The sequence below is a fragment of the Hymenobacter psychrophilus genome (genome assembly GCF_900107135.1).
Taxonomy (GTDB): domain Bacteria; phylum Bacteroidota; class Bacteroidia; order Cytophagales; family Hymenobacteraceae; genus Hymenobacter; species Hymenobacter psychrophilus.
Map to the genome: position 1 here is coordinate 26,460 of NZ_FNOV01000013.1, position 20,355 is coordinate 46,814.

Sequence of the window (20,355 nt, forward strand, 5' to 3'; positions counted from 1 at the left end):
ATCCGTTGGTTTACAGTTGCCTCACCCGGGCTTTTTATGAAAAGAAACCGTTCGGCAGTCGCGCCTGGTACCGCGTCGTGGCGCATCAGTGAGCTATTTCCTTCTGATTCGCGTTGGGAGAGGTACCTTGTTTCCAGCCCACGTTTTCTCCAGCCCATCATGTTTAAGCCCGCCGCGCCCAAGTTCTACACGCCCACCGAAGCCCTGCGCAAAATTGCCGAGTTCTGCGCCTACCAGGAGCGCTACCAGAAAGAGGTGGAAGCCAAGCTGCGCAGCTACGGCCTGAATGAGGACGAAGCGGGCGAAATCATCATCCGCCTGAGCCGCGAAAAGCTGCTCGACGAGGAGCGTTTCGCCCAGGCCTACGTGCGGGGCCATTACAGCAGCAAAAAGTGGGGCCGCCGCCGCATCCTGCAGGAGCTCAAGCAGAAAGGCATTTCCGACTACTGCATCAAGTCGGGCATGAAGGAAATCGACGGTGATGTGTACTACCAGAACCTGGTAGATCTGCTCGAAAAAAAGGACCGCCAGGAAAAGGAGCGCCACCCCGGCAAGCGCCGCCAGAAAATCCAGGTGTATCTGATGGGCAAAGGCTACGAGCAGGACCTCATCAAAATGGCCCTGGACGATTTGGGTAAGGAGGCTGAGGATGACGACGAATAAGACGACGTAGGGGCGGGGCAAGCCCCGCCCCTACGTCGTTCTTACCGTTTCGCTGGCACCGTCGGGTTCTGCATCTGCCGGCTCAGAATAACGCGGCGGCCGGTCATGGTTTCGAGCATGGGCCGCAGGATTTGCTGGGCATTCTGCTCGGTCTGGGCCAGAATGCCGGAGTTGAGGGCGGCGCGGCGCACGTTCTGCTCGGCGTATTTGTAGCCGGCATCCACCAGCTCGGCATCCTGGAAAAAGCCGTTTTCGATGCTGTAGACCTTGCTTTTGCTGTGGTCAATCTGCCAGACGCACAGTTCGGGCGCCGGCAACGCCACGCGCACTATAGAGTCGCCCTCCAACACCACATCCTGGGGCCGTAGCTTGCGCAAATCGAGGCAGCCGATGGCGTTACCGGCCACAATGAGGGCCACCTTGGCGTCGGGCAGGAAGCGGTAGGTGCTCTTTTTGTACTCCACCACATCGCGGAATTCGTAGCGTACCAGTTCCATGCGGCCCAGCGCCTCCACCTTCTGCAGTACGGTGTTGTGGGTGATGGTCACGCGGGGCGCGGGATTGAGCGGGTTCTCGAAGTCGGATAGCGCGGGGCGCACTTTGGTCCAGAGAAACCAGCCCAGGCCCGCCAGAAACAGCAGGGGCAGCAGGCGGCGCAGGAGTTGGGGCATCGTGGGAGGAAGTGAAGAAGGAGCTTGGGCTTGGATACGCAGAAAGCGGCCCCAAGGACAAAACAGGTCAGTTCGCTGTGCGGCAAAAAGCATAGTTCGCTTTGGCCCGTTCTCCCGTACTTTGTCCCGATGCCGCCAACTGCCCGCCTGTTAGCCCTGGTACACCGGGCCACTGTCTCCCCGTTTTGGGCGTGGCTGCGCCGCTGGCACGGCTGGCTGCTGGCGGGCCTGTGGGCGCTGCAACAGCTGCTGCAACTGGTGCAAAATCAAGGTCCGCGCCATATGCACGACAGTGCCCGCTACCTGTACTCCGCCCAGCAAATCGCCGACGGCTGGCAGTTTGCCGGCGGCCACAACCTGCGTTATGTGGGTTATCCGCTATTCATGGCGCTTTGGCTAAAGCTGGGCACGGGCTGGTGGGGAATAGCACTGGCGCAGGTGGCGCTCAGTGGACTGGCAGCCTGGGCTTTCTACGCCACTGTGCGCCGCCTTGCCCCCTCGCCGGCCGACTGGCGGCCCGCCGCCCTGGCCACAGTGGCCCTCGTGGGCTGGCCCGATGTGCAGCGGTTCAACTGGTACCTGCTCACCGAGTCACTCTTCATCAGTCTGCTGATTTTTTCGTTCTGGGCGCTGGTACGGATGCGGCATGCCTCGGTCGGCCGCTGGTTGTTGCTGGGTGGCGCACTGGTACTGGTGGGTATTATCCGGCCCAATGGATTTATTGCAACGGCCGCCGCCGCCGCCGCTGGTATGGCTTACTTATGGGCGCGGCCCGGTCGGCGGGCTTTCCGCTGGGCGCTGGCGGGTCTCGCCTTGCTGGCCCCGCTGAGCTGGTGGGTACTGAACAAACTGCTGTTTACCTTCACGCTGATTGAAACCTACATGCAGGGCAATGTAATCGGCGGGTACAACCACTGGCTACTGGAACCAACTGAGCCGCTCCGGTTTCCGCCCACCAATTTGGCGCCAGTGCTACGACTGGTGTATTTTATGGCCGCTAACCCTTGGTATTTCGGCAAGCTGGCGGTGCTAAAAGGGCTTACCCTATTCTTCTACATCAAGAGCTATTACTCCTGGTCGCATATTTTACTGATTATTCTTTTCATCTATCCCAGCTATTGGCTGGCGTGGAAAGGCCTGCGTAGCGCAGCCTGGCTGCCGGCCCGCACGTTTCTGGTAGCCGTCATGGGCCTGCAAACAATGATGGTGATGATGACTATCGACGATTGGGATGTGCGGTTTATCGTGCCGCTACTGCCCTGCGTCTTTGCGCTGGCTGGCCTGGCCATTGCCCGGTGGTCAGCCGAGGAAGGGCAGGCCGCTATCAGCCGTTAGCACCGCCTGTCAGCCGGGCTCGCCACCAAACCCCACCCAGGCCTGCAAGCCACCGGTATGGATAGCCAACACCGTGCTGCCGCGCTCAAAATGGCCCTTTGCCGCCAAATTCAGCAGCCCACACAGCAGCTTGCCGGTGTAAATCGGGTCGAGCAGGATGCCGTGGCGCTGCCGAAAATCAACGATGAACTGCCGCAGCTCCGGCCCGAGGCGGGCGTAGCCGCCGCCGTGGTAGTCGGTGTTCAGCTCCCAGTTGGTGTAGGTGCGGCCGGTGGCCTGCTGGGTGAGCTGGTTGATATCGGCGCGCAGGAAACCGGCGCCTTTGAGGGCGGCTAGGCCCAGGGCCCGGCGCTGGCCATCCAGGCCGGTGAGCAGGCCGGCCAGCGTGCCGCCGGTGCCGCAGGCTACGGCCAGCACATCGAAATTGGTGCGGGTTAGCAGCTCCCGGGCCAGTTCGGCGCAGCCGGGCAGGGCCAGCGCGTTGGAACCGCCCTCGGGCAGCACGTAGGCCGGCCCGGTATCATGCAGCAGAGCGGCTAAAAACTCCGGCTCGTGCTTGCGGCGGTAGGTTTCGCGGTCGAGAAAGCGCAGCTCCATGCCATCGGCGCGGGCGCGGGCCAGCGTGGGGTTGAGGAGGCGGGTGGCCAGCTCGTCGCCGCGCACAAAGCCCACGGTGCGGCGGCCCAGCAGACGGCCGGCGGCAGCCACGGCCGCCAAGTGGTTGGAGTAGGCCCCACCGAACGTCAGCAGCGTGTTCAGCCCCAGCCGGTCGGCTTCCTGCAGGTTATGCTTCAGCTTGCGCCACTTGTTGCCCGGCAGCTCGGGGTGCGTCAGCTCATCACGGGCCAGCAGGAATTGCACGCCGTGGTACTCGCCCAGCGGTGAGATGGTGAGCTGGTGAGTTGGTGAGTTCATGCTTGGAATCGGCCAATCTACTCTCATCCTGCGCTTGCTAAGGACCTCATCACCGAAGGCGCAACTTGTTTTTCAGTGATACAATCCTTCGCAAGCGCAGGATGAGAGTAGATTTCACCCGCTTATCCTGTCACCAACTCGCCCTCCGGCTGCTCGGCGGCCGGCGCACCCCAGAAGGCGTAGTAGGTGGCCCACAGAAGCAGCAGAATCAGGAGCACCGACGATACCAGCGACACGGTGTTGCCCAGGGCGTAGGCGGTGGGCTCGAACTTGAACTCGATGGTGTGGGTGCCGGCCGGTACTGGCAGGGCCCGTAGCACATAATCGGCGCGCAGGTGCGGTACGGGCTTGCCGTCGAGGTAAGCCTGCCAGCCGTCGGCATAGTAGATTTCCGAGAACACCACCAGGCCATCCTGCACGGCGGTGGTGCGGTAGGTGAGGGCGTTGGGGGTGTACTTGGTGAGGGCAATGGTGGAGCCCGCGGCGGCGTAGCTGGCTTTGAGGCCGGGGAACTTGCTGGCATCCACGACGGCCGTGGTGGCGGGGTCGAGGGTGGTCAGGGCCTGAATTTCCTGGTCGGGGTTCTGCACGGTTTGCACCTGGCTCACGTACCAGGCATTGCCCAGCGCGCCGGGGTTGCGGATGGCCTGGGCGGGCTGCTTCTCTGCGGCGGGCGTGATGAGGTAGCGCGTGTTGAGCATGTTGAGCACCGGGGCCGCGTCGGGCCGGTTCTCGGTGTAGATGCGCTGGAGCTGGGGCGAAATCTGCCGCTCAATCAAATCCTGGTAGCGGCGCAGCTTGGCGCCGTGGTAGCCCCCGATGCTCTTGTGGTAGTAGGAGGTCTGGGCGTCGTTGAACGGGTTGGCCATGTTCAGCACCCGGTAGCTCAGGTCCTTGTCCTGCAGAATCTGCTCGTCCACGGCTGAGGGGACGAACTGTTCGGCCACAGTTTCGCGCTGGAAGTTGTCGTCGTTGAGGTAGCGCTTATCCACGCCCCACAAATCAACCAGCGTGAGCAGGCCCACCAAGGCCGCCGCCATGCCAACCGACAGCTTACGCTGCAGGAAAAACCACAGCACCCCGGCCGCCAGCGCCATAAATAGCAGCGAGCGGAACACGTCGTTATTCAGCATGGAAGAACGGTCGGCCCGGATGGCTTCGAGCGGAAAGCCGCCCTGCTGGAGCTGGGCATCAATGGGAGCCGAAAAATCGGAAACCAGACCCACCAGCAAAGCCAGCACGCATAGGCCGGCCGTAATAGCCAGCGCCCGCAGCACGTGCTTTTTCAGGTACGCTGTGTCGGCATCGTCGAGGGGCCGGCCGGCCAGCGCGGCCAGGCTGGGGTGGCTGCTGATGGGCGCGGCCGAAGCGGCCGGCGCGAAGCCAGCGCGGCCCCGCAGCACCCGCGCCAGTGCCAGCACCGCCAGCACCGGCATGGCCAGTTGGGCAATTACCAGTGCCATGCTCACGGCCCGGAACTTGTTATAGCCCGGAAACAGGTCGAACATCAGGTAGTTAAACGTCTCGAAGTTCTTGCCCCAGGCCAGCACAATGGATAACAGTGTGCCCACCAGCAGCCAGATGCGGGTGCGGCGGTCGGCCACCATCAGGCCCAGCACAAACAGGAAAAACACCACCGCGCCCACATACACCGGCCCGCTCGTGATGGGCTGGTCGCCCCAGTAGGTCGGCATCTGGGCCAGGTAGTCGTTCAGCTGCGCGGGCGGCACGCCGGCCGCCACCAGGGCCTTGCCGGTGGCCGAATTCTCGCTCAGCTTCATCTGCGAAGCGCCGCCGTAGAAGTTGGGAATCAGCAGGGTAGCCGTTTCGCCGATGCCGTAGCTGTAGCTGAAGGCATACTCGCGGCTGAGGCCGGAGCCGCCGTCCACCGGCTCCGGCGAGGCCGGCTGGCCGGGCGTGGCGGGTGGTGGCGTAGTCAGCTCCGAGCGGCCCCGGATGCTGTACTGGCCGTATTCGAGCGTGGTATACAGGCGGCCGAAACTCACGCCCGCTGCCAGCAACGCCCCCACGGCCAGCAGGGCCGTGCGCGTGAAAAACGCGGGCAGGCGCTTCTCCCTGAATGCAAAAATCAGCTCCACCACCCCAAACACCAGCACCAGCAGCAGCAGGTAGTAGGTTATCTGGAGGTGGTTGGAGCGGATGTTCATGGCCAGCCCCAGCGTGAACAGCGCCATGCCCAGCCACTTATTGCGCCGGAACGTGACGAGCAAGCCCGCCAGCACCAGCGGCGCGTAGGCCAGCGCCAAGCTCTTGGTGTTGTGGCCGGCGGCCAGAATAATAAGGTTGTAGCTCGTGAAGCCCAGCGCCACCGCGCCCACCACGCTCAGCAGCGGCGAGAGGCCCAGCGCCAGTCCCAGCGCGTAGCCGCACACCAGGGCCAGAAACAGGTTGGCCACCACGGCCGGCAAATCGAGCGTGAACAGCTTGTGCAGGTACAGGCTCAAATCGCCCGGGAAGCGGGTGCTGATGAGGTAGGTGGGCATGCCCGAAAACATGGAGTTGGTCCAGAGCGCCTCCTCGCCGGTGGCCTCGCGGAACTGGGCCGCCTCGCGGGCACCCCCGTTGAACTGCACAATGTCGTGCTGGGCCAGGGTTTTATCCTCGAATAGAATCGGGGCGAAGTACACGCTGGCCAGCGCCAGGAAAAACAATACGGCCAGCAGGTGCGGCAGCACCCGGCGCCACAGCGGCGCGGGCGTAGGGCGAAGAGGAGTAGTCATTCGGCTTGAAAAGAAGTCGGAATCGGAAGCCCGAAGGTACTATATGTTCGCGGGGCGGAAGTAGCGGAAGGTTTGCAGGGCTGCGGAAAGAAAAGAACAGGAGAGTAAAAGAACGGGTCATGCTGAACGCAGCCGAAGCATCTCTACCGCAGTGCTAATCCTGACGCCAGCGTTTACCATTGCAGTAGAGATGCTTCGGCTGCGCTCAGCATGACCCGTTCTTTATTTTCCCGCCATCCTTCGTCACCACCCCACCAACTTCCCACCGCTCACCCGCTACTTTTGCGCCCATGCTCCAGTTCTCCGACCTGCCCGCGCTACTCGGCGGCACCCTGCTCCAGCAGCCTGCCGCCCCGGCCCCGGTGCAGCGGCTGCTGCTCGACAGCCGCCGCGTTGAAACGCCCGCCGACAGCCTGTTTTTTGCGTTGCGTGGCCCCCAGCACGATGGCCACGGCTACCTGCCCGAGCTGTATCGGGCTGGTGTGCGGCAGTTTGTGGTGGAAGCCGGCGTGAAGTTGCCCGGCGGCCCGCAGGCTTACCCCGAAGCTGGTATGCTGGCCGTGGACGACGTGCTGGCGGCGCTGCAGGCGCTGGCGGCCTGGCACCGGCGGCAGTTCGCGCTGCCTGTGTTCGGCATCACGGGCTCGAATGGCAAAACCATCGTGAAGGAATGGCTGGCCCAGCTGCTGAGCCCCGAGGAGCTGGTGTGCAAGAGTCCGCGCTCCTACAACTCGCAGGTGGGCGTGCCGCTGAGCGTGTGGGAACTGAATGCCCGGCACACGCTGGGCATCTTCGAGGCCGGCATTTCCGAGCCCGGCGAAATGGCCCGGCTGGCCCGCGTTATCCAGCCCACGTTGGGCATCTTCACCAACCTGGGCACCGCCCACGACGCCGGTTTTGCCAGCTGGGAAGAAAAAGTGACCGAGAAGATGGCGCTGTTTGCTACGATTGAAACCCTGTTCTACTGCGCCGACCATCCGCTGGTGCACGCCGCCGCCCGCCACCAGCTGCCGCCCGAAGCCCTGGCCGCCTGGACGCACCAGCGGGCCGTGTACGAGGCCGGCGAGGCCCGTTGGCTGGTGAGCGTGAAAGAAAACCTGGCCGACCGCACCGTGCTGCGCATCAGGCAGGCCGGCGCCGACGCGCACACCTTCACGCTGCCCTTTGCCGATGAGCCCTCCCTGGAAAACGCCCTGCACGGCCTCGTGGTTCTGCTGCACCGCAACGTGGCGACTGATGAAATCCAGCGGCGGCTGGAGCGCCTGCAGCCCGTGGCCATGCGCCTGGAGATGAAGCAGGCTCTCAATGGCTGCTACGTGCTCGACGACACCTACAACAACGACCTGGCCGGCCTGCGCCTAGCCCTCGATGCGCTCAGCCGCCAGCCCCGCCGCCTGCCCCGCACGCTCATCCTCTCCGATGTGCTCGAATCGGGCCTCGAAGGCGCCGAGCTGTACGCCCGCGTGGCGGCCCTGCTGCCCACCTCGGGCGTAGGGCGCCTCATCGGCGTCGGCCCCGGCCTCAGCCGGCACCAAGCGGCCTTCGCCGGCCTGCAAACCTGCTTCTACCCCGATACCGCCGCGCTGCTAGCCGATTTCCGGGCCGATGATTTCCGGCAGGAGCTGCTGCTGGTGAAGGGCGCCCGGCGCTACGGTTTCGAGCGGGTAGTGGCCGCGCTCCAGCAGAAGCTGCACGGCACCGTGCTGGAGGTCAACCTCGATGCGCTGGTGCACAACCTCAACTTCTACCGCCGCCAGCTGCGCCCCGACGTGAAGCTGATGGTGATGGTGAAGGCCTTCGCCTACGGCAGCGGCTCGATGGAAGTGGCCAACCTGCTCCAGTTCCACCGCGCCGACTACCTGGCCGTGGCCTACGCCGACGAGGGCGTGGAGCTGCGCCGCCAGGGCATCAGCCTGCCCATTATGGTGATGAACCCGGCCCCCGACTCGTTCGAGTTGCTACGCCAGTACCACCTGGAGCCCGAAATCTACTCCTTCGAGCTGCTGCAGGGCTACCTCGACGCCGCCCACCAGGCCCCGCTGCCACCCATCCACCTCAAGCTTGATACCGGTATGCGGCGCCTGGGCTTCGGCGAAGAGGATGTGGCCGAGCTGGGCGCGCTGCTGCATGCCAACGCCACGCTGGTAACCGTAGCCAGCGCCCTCACCCACCTGGCCAGCGCCGACGAGGCTGGCCACGACGCTTTCTCGCGGGGCCAGCTGGCCGCCTTTGCCCGCCTCACGCCCGAGCTGGAGCGCATCATTGGCTACCCGGTGCTCAAGCACGCCCTCAACTCGGCCGGCATCCTGCGCTTCCCCGAGGCCCAGTTCGATATGGTGCGCCTGGGTATCGGCCTGTACGGCGTGGAGGCCAGCGGCCAGCAGCCCGAGGCCCTGCGCCCCGTGAGCACGCTGTGCACCACGGTTTCGCAGGTGAAAACCCTGCCCGCCGGCTACACCGTGGGCTACGGCCGCCGCGGCGAGGCCACCGCCCACGAGCGGCGCATTGCCACGCTGGCCATCGGCTACGCCGACGGCTACGACCGGCGCTTCGGCAGCGGAGTAGGGGAGGTGCTCATCCGCGGGCAGCGTGCGGCCGTGGTGGGCAGCGTGTGCATGGATATGTGCATGGTCGACGTGACGGCCATTATCGGTGTGCGGGCCGGCGACGAGGCCGTAGTGTTCGGTGAGGGCCTGCCGCTGGCCGCGCTGGCCGCCCGCATTGGTACCATTGCCTACGAGTTGCTCACCAGCGTGAGTGAGCGGGTGAAGCGCGTGTTTGTAGCAGAGTAGTAATTTAGAATTATTTAAATAATAAATTATTCTAATAGACGTCCTGCACGAGAAGCTGTGTTGCTGTCGAGTTGGTTCGCTATGCTACGGCATTATACCTGTCTGGGGCGTGGGTAGTGTAAGGTATGATTTTAATATGCTCATTGCCAACGGTATAGCCCCTTCGGTTCGGCCTTCACCTACAAAGCAGCTTCGTGGCTCAAGCTAAGCAAGGCCGTGGCCATGCGAGCTGGTTACAACACGGGCTTCCGGGCTCCGGCTCTGCAACAGGTGCAGTATCGCCAGATTACGCTGCTGCCTACCTCGTCGGAACCCAGATACAGCGGCATTTCCAACAACCAGAGCGAAGTAGCCGCCGCGGCCGATACCCGCACCCAGGGCCTCGGTTTCGTGGCCACTTACCGCCGGCCGCTGGGCCGGGGCTCGTGCAACGTGTCGTTGGCAGCCAACGACAGCCGCACCACCATCACGCAACTGCGCGTACCGGAAGCATTCCAGGACTTGCAGAAGGATGGCCTGCCCGGCAACGACTACATCGACCAGCGCCAACTGCCCCTTATCCGGACGGGCAACCCGCGCCAGAAGCTGATTCTGAGCACGAGGTACGACATCGGCAAGCTCAGCCTGCTGATGCGTAATTTCTATTCCGGCAAGGTGGAAAGCTACGACTTCAACCTCAATGCCCTGCCCGAAGGCAGTAGTTACATGGTCTTCCACGGCAAAACCAGCACCGACCTGACGGCCAGCTACCGCCCCGCCAAGCGCCTGCAACTCACGGCCGGCGGCAACAACCTGTTCAATATCTACCCCGACAATATCAGCCGCCCCGCCCGCTCGGGCCGTGCCCCTGATGGTTTTGCCTCGCTTGAGGAGTATACCAGCTATTACCAGTCTCAGAACGTAGGGAAGACAATCAATCTCCCCTACGATTACGATATTCTCCCTTACCAGGCGCAGCAAATGCCCCTGGCGGGCCGCTACTTCTATTTGAAAGCGGCGTATTCGCTGGGGGGCGCCAAGTAGTTGCCTGTTTGCACCGGTACGTCTTCTCTGTGTTCTCACCTCACTTCATTGCCATGCGCGATAAGCTGAATTTGCGGCCGACCCGCCCCTTGCGGGGCGGGTTGGTGCTGCTTTTGCTCCTGACGCTGCTGGTCCCGGCGGTGCAGGGGGCCACGGGCTCCGGGCTCGATGGCTTCTGGAAAGGCCAGTTGAAAATGCCCGGCGGCGAAATGAAAGGGGTATTCCGGCTCGTGAGCCTGACCAACGGGGCCTACTTTGCCACGCTCGATGTGCCCAAGCAGCGCATCAGCCGGTTGCCCGTGGCCGTTGTAGCCGCCGGCGACTCGGTGCGCTTCGAGGCCGAAGACGTGGGCAGCCAGTTCCAGGGCCACCTCGCAGCCGATGGCAGGCAGGTAATTGGCACCTGGCAGTAGCCGGGCTACTCGGTGCCCATGACGCTGACGTATTCGGCCCCGCCCATCAGTGCCGCGCCCAAGGCCCGCCTCACGCTGCCCTATCGCGAAGAGGAGGTGCAGTACGTAAACCTCAAGGCCGAGATGCGCTTCGGCTGCCTGCTGAGCATGCCACCCGGTGAGGGGCCGTTCCCGACGGTGGTGCTGGTGCCCGACCAGGGCGTGTACGACCGCGAAGGGGCCGTGGACAACCATCCGCTACTGTTTATTCTGGGTGACTACCTGACTCGGCGCGGTATTGCCGTGCTGCGCTTCGATGCCCGCGGGGCCAGCGTAACCGGCGGCCAGCTGACTACCGTAGCAGAAACCGTAACCGACGTGCAGGCTGCCTTGAGCTACCTGCGCACCCGCCCCGAAGTAGACCTTAACCGCCTGGGCGTAATTGGGCATGGGCTGGGTGGTAACGCCGCCCTGCTCACGGCCGCGCAGGCCCTGCCACCGGCCTTTGTGGTGGCGCTGGCCAAGCGCGAGCAGGCCATGGTCGATGTAATTCAGCAGACCCCCAACCCCGGCCAGACGCGGGCCATTGTGGCCAGTATGTTGCGCCAAAGCAACGCCGACATGGATTCGCTTGCGGCCCGGGCCCACCTAGCTCACCACCCGCCGCTACCGCGACTACCTGGCCTTTAACCCGCTGGCCGGCCTCGATGGCGTGAAATGCCCGGTGCTACTGCTGGCCGGTACCGCCGACCTAAGCGTAAACCCCGAAACCAACCTCCCGCCTCTTAACAAGGCCCTCAGGGCCAACCGCACCGTTGTCAGCCGCAAGCTGCCCGATGTAAACCACCTGTTGCAGGGCCCGGCCAGTAGCTGGGTCATGGTAAACGGAGCGCCCCGGCCTACCTTCTCGCCCGAGGCGCAGGAGCTCATTCGGGCCTGGGTGATGGAGCTGCCCAAACCCTGAACGGAAACGTAAGGGTCCGATTTGCGTAGAACAGGCTACACTCTTTCTGTTCACCTATACATTTCTTTCCCAATGAAAAAGATATTCCTCCCAGCCCTAGCCGCTGCTGCCCTGTTCACTTCTGCCTGTTCCGACCTCAAAAATCCGTCGGAAGTAAACGAGGCCTCCGAAGCCACCGCCGATACGGCCGTCGTATTCGATAATGGCCGCACGGCCGAGGGTATGGTCAACTCAGCCGCCAATGCCACTGAAAACGCCGTCGAAGACGTATTTACGGTAAATGATGCCGAAATGCGCGACGCTAAAATGGAGGAAATCGACCTGCCCGAAATTAGAGTGCGCGAAAACGACCGCCTCAACCTCTATGGCCTTGATGAGGAAGTGCTCTTCGACACCGATAAGGCAGTTATCAAGCCCACTGCTACCCGGGCCCTTTCCGAAATAGGGGCCTCTATCAACCGCCGCTACCAAGGTAAGCAGGTACGCGTACTGGGCTTCGCCGACTCGCGTGGCTCCAAGGATTACAACATAGACCTAGCCCGGGAGCGTGCTGCCGCTGTAAAAGAGTGGCTCGTAACCAAAGGTATGATGAAAGCCGATATGGTCAGCCTGGAGTCGATGGGTGAGAAAAACCCCGTAGCCACCAACGCTACCGCCGCCGGCCGCCAGCAAAACCGCCGTGTTGAAATTGCCGTGCTCAAATAGGACCGCAGATGTTGCAGATGAAAAAGATGACACTGATGCAGTCATCCTTTTTTCAGGACGCATCAATAAACAAAAAAGCCTGCTCTCGAGCAGGCTTTTTTTTGAACGTTACCAAGTGTAGAGGAATGACGCCTGCATCAGCGTCATCTTTTTCATCTGCAACATCTATGATTTATTTAATCTGGTCGACTTCGGCGCGGATCATGGCGTTGTAGCGCTTGCCGTCGTTGGCCAGCGTGATGAGGCTCCAGCCGCGGCCCATGGTGTAGTTCCAGGTCAGGGCCTCCTTGTACTCGAAGGTGGGCCGCAAAATCTGGCCGTAGGGCGTGTAGTTGTCCATGAAGTTGACGGTGTAGAAGTTGTCGCCGCTGACAATCCACTCCATGGCCACAAAGAATCCTTCCTTGGGTGCCTCGATGTTGTACTCGGTCAGGTCGACGGTGTACCACTCGCCGCCCTTAGGCGCCGACACCACGATGTTCTCGGTGAGCAGGTCGGTGTTGGGCGAGTTGTAGTTGCCGTCGGCCTTGTAAAGGCGCACGCGGAACGGTTCGCGGGGGAAGCCGTTTTCGCCGATGTAGAACGATACAGTCCGCACGTTGCCCAGCGACTTGCCCTTCTCGTTCTTCACGAAGAAGGCGTACTGGCTGCCCGGCATGCCCTGAATCATGCCCTCGCCGGGCGTATTGGAGCGCGAACCCAGCGCCAGGTTCTTGATTTTGGCACTGCTGACGACGTTAACGTTTTCCAGCTTAATGGCCAGCTTGGTTACCTCGATAATCATGTCCTGTACCTTCTGGCCAGGCTTGATGAGGACCGATTTGCGCCGGTAGCCCAAGGCTACTACAACCAGCGAATCCTGGGGATTTTTCTGGGGCATGCTCATCTGGAAAAAGCCGTACTCGTTGGTCAGGGCACCGGTTTGTTCCTCTTTCAGGCCGATGGAGGCGAACGGAATAGGTTCTTTACTAGCCTCATCAACGATGCGGCCAGTAATTTTCGCCTCTTGGGAAAAACCTAGTAGGGGAAGTGCCAAAAAGAGGCACAACAGAGCAAGTAAGCGTTTGATCATGAGTAACCGGACTAAGATATATGCCAAAACTACAATGAAAATAGGCACTACACGCAATACTTCAAAGAATATTTATACTAATGCAATTTCATTTCGGAATAGTTATAAGCCAGCTACTTAGTGCGGCCTTTGTCCTGATAGCAGGATACGGGTGGCTTTTGGCCGAAACATAAAAGGGTGGTATCTTTGTTTGAAGAGAATCTAAATAGCCTCCTGCCGTGTCCGACCGTTCTGCCATCGTCCCTGCCCCGACTACGCGCCGTAGCGTGAAAGACCTCAAGCTAGGCGAATCGGCAACGATTTGCTGCCTCGAGGACCCCGAAATGGCCCTTAAGCTGCTCGAAATGGGCTGCATTCCCGGCACCCAGGTCCGCCTGAACAGCCGGGCGCCGCTGGGCTGCCCCATTACGCTGGTGGTAGGTGAGCAGTGCGACTACACGTTGTCGCTCAGGGTAAGTGAGGCGGCCACTATTCTGCTGAAATAACGGGTCCCGGATGACAAGCGGGGAAGATATAACCACGAACCCGGCTGGCGTTGCCGGGTCGGTGGAGCGCCTGGAGGCGGCTGCCGGGCGGGCGGGCGGCCTGCTAACCCGCATTGCGCTGGTGGGCAACCCCAACTCGGGCAAATCGTCGCTGTTCAACCAACTCACCGGCCTCAACCAAAAAGTTGGCAATTTCCCCGGCGTCACCGTCGACCGAAAAACCGGTATCAGTCAGCTCACGCCCCAGCTGCGAGCCGAAATCATCGACCTGCCGGGTACCTACTCGCTCTACCCCAAGAGCCTCGATGAGAAGGTAATTACCAGCCTGTTTTACGACCATACCAGTCCCCAGTACCCCGATTTTGTGGTGGTGACGGTGGATGCCAGCAACCTGCGCCGCAACCTGCTGCTGTTCACGCAGCTGGCCGATCTGGGTTTGCCCGCCATTCTGGCGCTCAACATGATGGATACGGCCGAGCAGCACGGCATCCAGGTGGATATTGCGGCGCTGCAGCAGGAGCTAGGCGTGCCCGTGGTGCCGCTGAACGCCCGCAAAGGCGTGGGCATTGCGGCCCTCAAAATCCTGATGAGCCAGACGCTCGGCGCGCCGACCGAGCGTTTCTACGAGCCCGAGGAGGACTTGGTGCCCATGGTGCGGCAGATTCGCTACTACTTCAACCTGCACAACGATTACCTGGCGCTGCATTACGCCCACCAGTACCGCCACCTCGCCTTCCTAAGCCCCGACGAGCGGACGTACCTGGAGGAGCTGACGACGCAGTACGACTTCAAGCCCACCGTCCGGCAGGCCCAGGAAACCATTGCCCGTTACGCCCGCGTCAACGAGATTCTGCTGAATTGCGTGACCGTGACGCGTACCGAGCAGAACGAGCCCTACAGCAACCGCCTCGACAAAGTGCTCACGCATCGGGTCTGGGGTTACGCTATTTTCTTTGGGGTGCTGTTTCTGATGTTCCAGGCCGTATTTGCCTGGGCCAGCTACCCCATGGAGCTGATTGACCAGGGCGTGGCCGGCATCAACGGCCTCATCCAAACCAATTTCGATGGCCCGCTTATCAGTCTGCTGACCGAGGGCGTGCTGGCGGGCTTGGGCGGCGTGCTGATTTTTATTCCGCAGATTGCCCTGCTCTTCGCCTTTATTGCGGTGCTGGAAGAAACCGGCTACATGGCCCGCGTGACGTTCATGATGGACCGCATCATGCGGCGCTTCGGGCTGAACGGCAAGAGCATCGTGCCGCTGATTTCGGGCGTGGCCTGCGCCGTGCCGGCCATCATGAGCGCCCGCACCATCGAAAACCGCAAAGACCGGCTCATCACCATCTTCGTCACGCCGCTCATGTCGTGCTCGGCCCGCATTCCGGTGTACACCGTGCTCATCGGGCTGGTGGTGCCCGATGAGGCCGTGCTGGGCATCTTCAACCTGCGGGGCTTTGCCCTGATGGGGCTGTACCTGCTGGGCTTTTTTGCAGCCATTTTCTCGGCCTGGGCCATGAAGCTGCTCATGCGCACCACCGAGCGGAGCTACTTCATTATGGAGTTTCCGGTGTACCGCTGGCCGCGTTGGAAAAATGTGGGCATCACCATTCTGGAAAAGGTGAAAACCTTTGTTTTCCAGGCTGGTAAGGTGATTCTGGCCATCTCCATCATCCTGTGGGTGCTGGCCACCTATGGCCCGCCCGGCCGCCTGGAGCAAGTAGAAACCCAGGCCCGCACCACCGCGGCCACCCAACGCCTGACGCCCGACGAAACCGAAGCCCGCGTAGCCTCTGAGCGGCTCGAAAACTCCTACGCCGGCATCTTCGGCCACGTGCTGGAACCGGCCATCCGCCCGCTGGGCTTCGACTGGAAAATTGGAATTTCGCTCATAACCTCCTTTGCCGCCCGCGAGGTATTTGTGGGCACCATGAGCACGATTTACAGCGTGGGCCAGGATGCCAACGAGTTGACGGTGCAGCAGAAACTGGCCGCCGAAAAGGACATTTACGGCCAGCCCTTCTTCACGCCGGCCCGCTCGTTTTCGCTGCTCGTGTTCTACGTATTCGCCATGCAGTGCATGAGCACGCTGGCCGCCACCTACCGCGAAACCAAGGGCTGGAAATGGCCCATGCTGCAGCTCGTGTACATGACCGGCCTGGCCTACGTGGCCTCGTGGCTGGTGTATAGCCTAATGAGCTGAGGAGCAGGGGTTGAGAAGAACGTTCTTTCTTCTGAACCCCTGCTACCCCTATGCCCCTACTAAAAACACCGCCGGCTGCTTGTGGATATCCGGTTTAGGACGCTTTCGCCAGCCGGCCACGGTATCGGTGACGATGAACTCGTTGGGGGCCGTGAGGCTGGCGGCCACGCAGAGCCGGGTGCCGGGGTGCAAGCCAGCAAGCAAATCATCCAGCAGTGGCAGGTTGCGGTAGGGCGTTTCGATGAACAACTGGGTCTGGTGGAGCTGCAGGGCCTGCTGCTCCAGTTTCTTGATGGCCGCCAGCCGCGGGCCCCGCTCAATGGGCAGGTAGCCGTGAAACGTGAAGCTCTGCCCGCTCATCCCCGAAGCCATCAGGGCCAGTAGCAGACTGCTGGGCCCTACCAGCGAGACCACCCGAATGCCCAACTGGTGGGCGCGGCGGGCCAGCTCGGCCCCCGGATCGGCAATGCCAGGGCAGCCAGCCTCTGAAATCACGCCTGCATCCTGGCCCTGCAGTACCGGTTGCAAGGCGGCCTGCACCTGCGCGTCGGTGCTGTCTTTGTCAATCACGCTGATGCGTAGCTGCTCGATGACGTGCTCGGGGGCCACGCGCTTGATAAAGCGGCGGGCCGTGCGGGCGTTTTCCACCAGAAAGCACGACAGCGCCGCCACCTGCGCCGATACCTGCGGCGGCAGCACCTGCGCCTCCGTATCGTCGGCCAGAATGGTAGGAATCAGATAAAGCGTGCCGGGCATAGCGGTGGGTAAATAGATGGATGACAGCTTACTTATGAACCTATAAAGGCCTGCACCAGCCCGAATACCTCGTCGGGCTTTTCGGAATGCACCCAGTGGCCGGCATCGAGCACAGTAGCTACCTGCGAGTTGGGAAACAGGGCCGGAATGCCATGCAGCTTGTCTTCGGCGTCGATGTAATCGGAAGTGCCGCCATTAATGAACAGGGCCGGCTTGAGGAAAGGCTGCGCGCCCGTAATTTCGGTTCCGATGGCGGCCATTTCGGCCGTGAGCACGGGCAGATTGACGCGCCAGGCAAACGAGTTATCGTCTTGGCGGTACAGGTTTTTGAGCAGGAACTGCCGCACGCCGAAACTGGAAATGTGGCGGGCCAGCGCCTCGTCGGCGGCCTGGCGGCTGGTGCACTGCGTGAAATCAACCGAGTTCAAACCGGCCAGAATGGCATCCTGATGGCGCATATCGGAGGCCCGAGGGGCAATATCCACCACAATAAGCTTGCCCAGGCGGTCGGGGTAGTCGAGGGCGAAGCGCATGGCTGCCTTGCCGCCCATGCTATGGCCAAGCAGCGTGGTTTCGGGCCCCAGGCCCAACTGGTCGAACAGGCCCAGCACATCGGCGGCCATGGCCGGGTAGGTGTGCTCGGGCGAATGGGGGGAGCGGCCGTGGTTGCGCAAATCGGCTGAAATAACCCGGTGGCCGGCTTCGGCCCAGCGACGGGCCAGCGTCTGCCAGTTATCAAGGGTGCCAAACAGGCCGTGCAGGATAACCAGCGGGGTGCCCTGCCCCATTTCGCGGTAGTGAAGTTGCAGCATAGGCTGCAAAAATAGCGAAATGGGTTTGGGAGATACGGTGTTGGTTTCTTACTTCCCCGCGCCGCTGCCTTTCGCCTGCTCTTCGGCGGGGGCCGCCGGCAGCATAATGTGTACCGTAGTGCCTTGGCCGGGCGTGCTTTCGATGCGCAACGAACCGGCCTGCCGGCTGGCGAAGGCCCGGCACAGCAGCAGCCCCAGCCCCGTACCCGAGCGCGGGCCCTGCAAGGGCGGGGCCAGTGCCTCGGAGCGGTGCAAAGCGGCCAACTGCTCGGGCGATATACCCGAACCCGTATCCTCGACCCGCAACGCCATCTGCCCGGGCGGGCCGGGTGTCGCCACCAGCCGGATTTGCCCGCCGGAGGGGGTAAATTTGAGGGAATTGCCCACCAGGTTGCGCAAAATGGTCTGGGTCATGTGTGCATCGGCCCACAGCAGCAGCTCCGGCCCGGCTTCGAGGTGCAGGGTGATTTGCTTGGCTTCCAGGGCGTTGCTGTATAAGCGGCGCGTGTCTTCGAAAAGCTCGGCCACGGCCAGCACCCGCGGCCGGAAAGCCAGCTCGCCCGTCTGGTTGACCGCCCAGTTGAGAAGGTTATCGAGCAGGTGGTTGAGCTGCTGGGCTGATTGGCGCACCAGCTCGGGCAGGCGGCGCAGACCGGCCTCGTCGCCCTGGCGCAGATAGAAGTCAATCAGTTCGGTAACGCTGGCAAACGACGTGACGGGGCCGCGCAGGTCGTGGGCTACAATGGCATAAAGGCGGTCTTTGGAAGCGGCCACCTGGCGCAACTCGGCCGAGGTCTGTTCCAACGCCTGGTTGTTGGCCGAAAGCGCGGCGCGGCTACGGCGCAGCTTGGTATAAAGCAACCCGGCCCCGCCGAGGCCCAGCAGCAGGGCCACTATGGCGCCCACCTGAGCCCGGTTGCGCTGCTGCATTACGTTTTCGCGGTCGGTGAGCTGCTGAATGAGGCGTTCTTTGTCGGCCGTTTCGTAGCGGGTTTGCAGCGCCATAAGCGTTTGCAGGCGCGAGCGGCTGTTCAGGCTGTCGTTGAGGCTGCGAAACCGCCGCTGCCATTCATACGCCTGGTCGTATTGGCTGCGGGCGGCACTGATGTCGGCCAGCAGGCTGTAGGCATCGAGCACCCGCTCCTGGTAGCCAAGGCGGCGGGCCAGCACCAAAGCCCGGTGCGTGAGCTCGTCGGCCTCCTCCAGCTCATCATTGAGCAGCAGCACCGTGGCCAGCAGCTCCAGATGGCCGGCTTCGAAGCGCTGGTTGGGCAGTGGTTCCAGCAGGCTCACGGCTTTGCGCAGCAGTCCTTCGGCCGTACCCAGGCGTTCCATCTGCAAATAATAGGTGCCCATATTGGCCAGGTACAACGACTCGCCGGCCCGGTCGCCGTTGCGGCGGGCCAGCGCCAGCGCCCGGCGGGTGAAAAGCATGCCCCGCGAGCGATAACGCATAGTAAAATACAGGTTGCCCAGGTTGCCGAACAGCATCAGCTGCGAGCTTACCTGCACGCCCGGATCGTAGGCGTAGCGCAAGGCCCGGCGGTAGTTACGCAGCGCGGCCGCCGTATCGTTGCGCTCGTGATACACGCTGCCCATCCCCGTGAAGCTGCGCACCAGCCCATCGTTGGAGCGTAATTGCCGGGCCAGCAGCAGGGCTTCCTGCTGCAACTCCAGCGCATGCGGGCCATCGGCCAGGTTGGCGTAGCAACTGGCCAGCGCCAGCAGCCCGCGCATCAGGCCGGGGCGGTCGGAGAGTTGCCGGGCCAGAATTACGCCCCGTTCACCGTAAGGTAGCGCCAGAGTGGGTTCGTTGTCGTGCAGAGCGTAGCACAGCTCATTCAGGAGGCGGACGCGGCCCGTGTCGGCCGGTTGGGTCCGTAGCTGCCGCTGCAGCGCGGGCACCGAAGCAGCCTGTCCCCACAGGCTGCTGAGCAGCAAGGCAACGAGGAAAAGGCAGCGCATCGGCAACAGATAAGGGAGAAATATTGCTTATGCTGGCACAGCTTGGCCCAGTCCCGACCCCAATAGTTAAATGTACTATTTTGTTGCTGCCAACCAACGCGTGGCCCACCGACTTATTTCATTGCTGCTGCTAACGCAACGTGTTGGCAATGGGTTGGCTGCCCGGCAGTAGCCCCACTAAGCTGTGAGGAGAAATGAACCTGAATATGCCCCGGCGGTCCGCAGCGCAGGGTTCGAAATGGGAGGATTTTCACAGCCAGCAAATCCAGGCCTGGCGTTGCTCAAGCGGCGTATTGCGCAGAAACTCGGTTAGTGGCCGCAAATCAGTCAGCACCGAAGTCAGGGTGATGGTCTGCCCATTCTGCAGGTGCAAGCGCAGGTAGTCGTAGGGACTCCAGAAGGGGCGGCGCGAGCGGCAGATAACCCGCTCCACCCGTAACAAGTCGTGTTTTTCAAACGGAACCCGGGTGGAGTCCTCGTACACTTCCAACTGGTTCTGCTTGGGCTCGAAAACCAGCGTGGTGTTCAGGTTATGAGCGTAATACTGCGTGTGTAGCAGCAACGCCGGCCCCGCGAAGCCCAGCACTACCACCATCATAAACAGCAGTAGCACCCACTCGTGCGGAGCCAGGGTATCGGCATAAAAAAACGCCCCCAGAAATGGCAGCCCCACGCCCAGACACAGCAGCGGCCAGAACAGCAGCCGCAGTTGCCGCCCGTAACTAAGTTGGTAAACGTAGCTTTTGCGGCTGAAAATGCCCGTAAGCAGCCGTAGCGCCAGCACCAGCGCGGCTACCAGGGCGGCGGCCTCCAGCAGCGGCCGCAGAAAGGAAAGGAGCTTCATGCAAAGAGGTGGCTGAAAGGTGA

18 protein-coding genes are annotated in these 20,355 nt (G+C 62.2%); 10 read left to right on the top strand and 8 right to left on the bottom strand.

Annotated elements, in window-relative coordinates; genetic code table 11:
• Positions 1 to 159 precede the first annotated feature (159 nt).
• Positions 160 to 663 carry a regulatory protein RecX gene (locus tag BLW21_RS17575; protein WP_092742725.1) on the top strand — a complete coding sequence of 168 codons (504 nt, stop codon included), beginning with the start codon at positions 160 to 162 and terminating at the stop codon, positions 661 to 663.
• Between the two features lie 41 nt (positions 664 to 704).
• Here the strand turns inward: BLW21_RS17575 and BLW21_RS17580 are convergent, their stop codons facing one another.
• On the bottom strand, positions 705 to 1,334 hold the full coding sequence (locus BLW21_RS17580; protein WP_092742728.1) for a DUF4230 domain-containing protein: 630 nt from the start codon (positions 1,332 to 1,334) through the stop codon (positions 705 to 707).
• A gap of 129 nt (positions 1,335 to 1,463) precedes the next feature.
• Here BLW21_RS17580 and BLW21_RS17585 point away from each other — a divergent pair, with 129 nt between their 5' ends.
• Positions 1,464 to 2,669 carry a hypothetical protein gene (locus BLW21_RS17585; RefSeq protein WP_092742732.1) on the top strand — a complete coding sequence of 402 codons (1,206 nt, stop codon included), beginning with the start codon at positions 1,464 to 1,466 and terminating at the stop codon, positions 2,667 to 2,669.
• Between the two features lie 9 nt (positions 2,670 to 2,678).
• Here the strand turns inward: BLW21_RS17585 and BLW21_RS17590 are convergent, their stop codons facing one another.
• Both BLW21_RS17590 and BLW21_RS17595 read right to left on the bottom strand, forming a co-directional pair.
• A complete protein-coding gene (locus tag BLW21_RS17590) occupies positions 2,679 to 3,584 on the bottom strand; it encodes a 1-aminocyclopropane-1-carboxylate deaminase/D-cysteine desulfhydrase (RefSeq protein WP_092742735.1) in 906 nt (301 codons plus the stop codon).
• A 122-nt stretch (positions 3,585 to 3,706) separates the two neighbouring features.
• The gene (locus BLW21_RS17595; RefSeq protein WP_092742738.1) at positions 3,707 to 6,325 is read right to left on the bottom strand and encodes a YfhO family protein; all 2,619 of its coding nucleotides are present in this window, start codon (positions 6,323 to 6,325) and stop codon (positions 3,707 to 3,709) included.
• A 290-nt stretch (positions 6,326 to 6,615) separates the two neighbouring features.
• On the opposite strand from BLW21_RS17595, the gene BLW21_RS17600 reads away from it, so the two are divergent.
• From BLW21_RS17600 to BLW21_RS17625, 6 genes are all read left to right on the top strand, one after another.
• On the top strand, positions 6,616 to 9,117 hold the full coding sequence (locus BLW21_RS17600) for a bifunctional UDP-N-acetylmuramoyl-tripeptide:D-alanyl-D-alanine ligase/alanine racemase (RefSeq protein ID WP_092742741.1): 2,502 nt from the start codon (positions 6,616 to 6,618) through the stop codon (positions 9,115 to 9,117).
• Between the two features lie 222 nt (positions 9,118 to 9,339).
• Positions 9,340 to 10,140: a TonB-dependent receptor domain-containing protein gene (locus tag BLW21_RS17605; protein ID WP_092742744.1), complete on the top strand. Its 801-nt coding sequence runs from the start codon at positions 9,340 to 9,342 to the stop codon at positions 10,138 to 10,140.
• A 53-nt stretch (positions 10,141 to 10,193) separates the two neighbouring features.
• Positions 10,194 to 10,553, top strand: coding sequence for a hypothetical protein (locus BLW21_RS17610; protein ID WP_092742746.1), 360 nt, complete (start codon positions 10,194 to 10,196; stop codon positions 10,551 to 10,553).
• Between the two features lie 18 nt (positions 10,554 to 10,571).
• A complete protein-coding gene (locus BLW21_RS17615; RefSeq protein ID WP_092742749.1) occupies positions 10,572 to 11,222 on the top strand; it encodes an alpha/beta hydrolase family protein in 651 nt (216 codons plus the stop codon).
• A gap of 34 nt (positions 11,223 to 11,256) precedes the next feature.
• A complete protein-coding gene (locus BLW21_RS17620) occupies positions 11,257 to 11,496 on the top strand; it encodes a hypothetical protein (protein WP_092742752.1) in 240 nt (79 codons plus the stop codon).
• Between the two features lie 72 nt (positions 11,497 to 11,568).
• Positions 11,569 to 12,201, top strand: a complete 633-nt coding sequence (locus tag BLW21_RS17625) for an OmpA family protein (protein WP_092742755.1) — start codon at positions 11,569 to 11,571, stop codon at positions 12,199 to 12,201.
• 172 nt (positions 12,202 to 12,373) lie between these two features.
• Here BLW21_RS17625 and BLW21_RS17630 read toward each other — a convergent pair whose 3' ends face one another.
• Complete coding sequence (locus tag BLW21_RS17630; protein ID WP_175471031.1) at positions 12,374 to 13,237, bottom strand: carboxypeptidase-like regulatory domain-containing protein; 864 nt, start codon at positions 13,235 to 13,237, stop codon at positions 12,374 to 12,376.
• 254 nt (positions 13,238 to 13,491) lie between these two features.
• Here BLW21_RS17630 and BLW21_RS17635 point away from each other — a divergent pair, with 254 nt between their 5' ends.
• Positions 13,492 to 13,758 carry a FeoA family protein gene (locus BLW21_RS17635; protein ID WP_245711950.1) on the top strand — a complete coding sequence of 89 codons (267 nt, stop codon included), beginning with the start codon at positions 13,492 to 13,494 and terminating at the stop codon, positions 13,756 to 13,758.
• A 10-nt stretch (positions 13,759 to 13,768) separates the two neighbouring features.
• Complete coding sequence (gene feoB / locus BLW21_RS17640; RefSeq protein ID WP_092742762.1) at positions 13,769 to 15,955, top strand: ferrous iron transport protein B; 2,187 nt, start codon at positions 13,769 to 13,771, stop codon at positions 15,953 to 15,955.
• Between the two features lie 48 nt (positions 15,956 to 16,003).
• Here the strand turns inward: feoB and BLW21_RS17645 are convergent, their stop codons facing one another.
• The 4 genes from BLW21_RS17645 to BLW21_RS17660 all read right to left on the bottom strand — a co-directional run bounded on the left by BLW21_RS17645 (position 16,004) and on the right by BLW21_RS17660 (position 20,332).
• Positions 16,004 to 16,711, bottom strand: a complete 708-nt coding sequence (locus tag BLW21_RS17645) for an SAM-dependent methyltransferase (RefSeq protein ID WP_092742765.1) — start codon at positions 16,709 to 16,711, stop codon at positions 16,004 to 16,006.
• Positions 16,712 to 16,743: 32 nt separating this feature from the next.
• Positions 16,744 to 17,523, bottom strand: a complete 780-nt coding sequence (locus tag BLW21_RS17650) for an alpha/beta fold hydrolase (protein ID WP_092742768.1) — start codon at positions 17,521 to 17,523, stop codon at positions 16,744 to 16,746.
• A 48-nt stretch (positions 17,524 to 17,571) separates the two neighbouring features.
• Positions 17,572 to 19,488, bottom strand: coding sequence for an ATP-binding protein (locus BLW21_RS17655; RefSeq protein ID WP_092742771.1), 1,917 nt, complete (start codon positions 19,486 to 19,488; stop codon positions 17,572 to 17,574).
• 250 nt (positions 19,489 to 19,738) lie between these two features.
• Entirely contained in the window at positions 19,739 to 20,332 is a 594-nt protein-coding gene (locus tag BLW21_RS17660) for a PH domain-containing protein (RefSeq protein WP_092742774.1), read from the bottom strand.
• Positions 20,333 to 20,355: the final 23 nt, after the last annotated feature.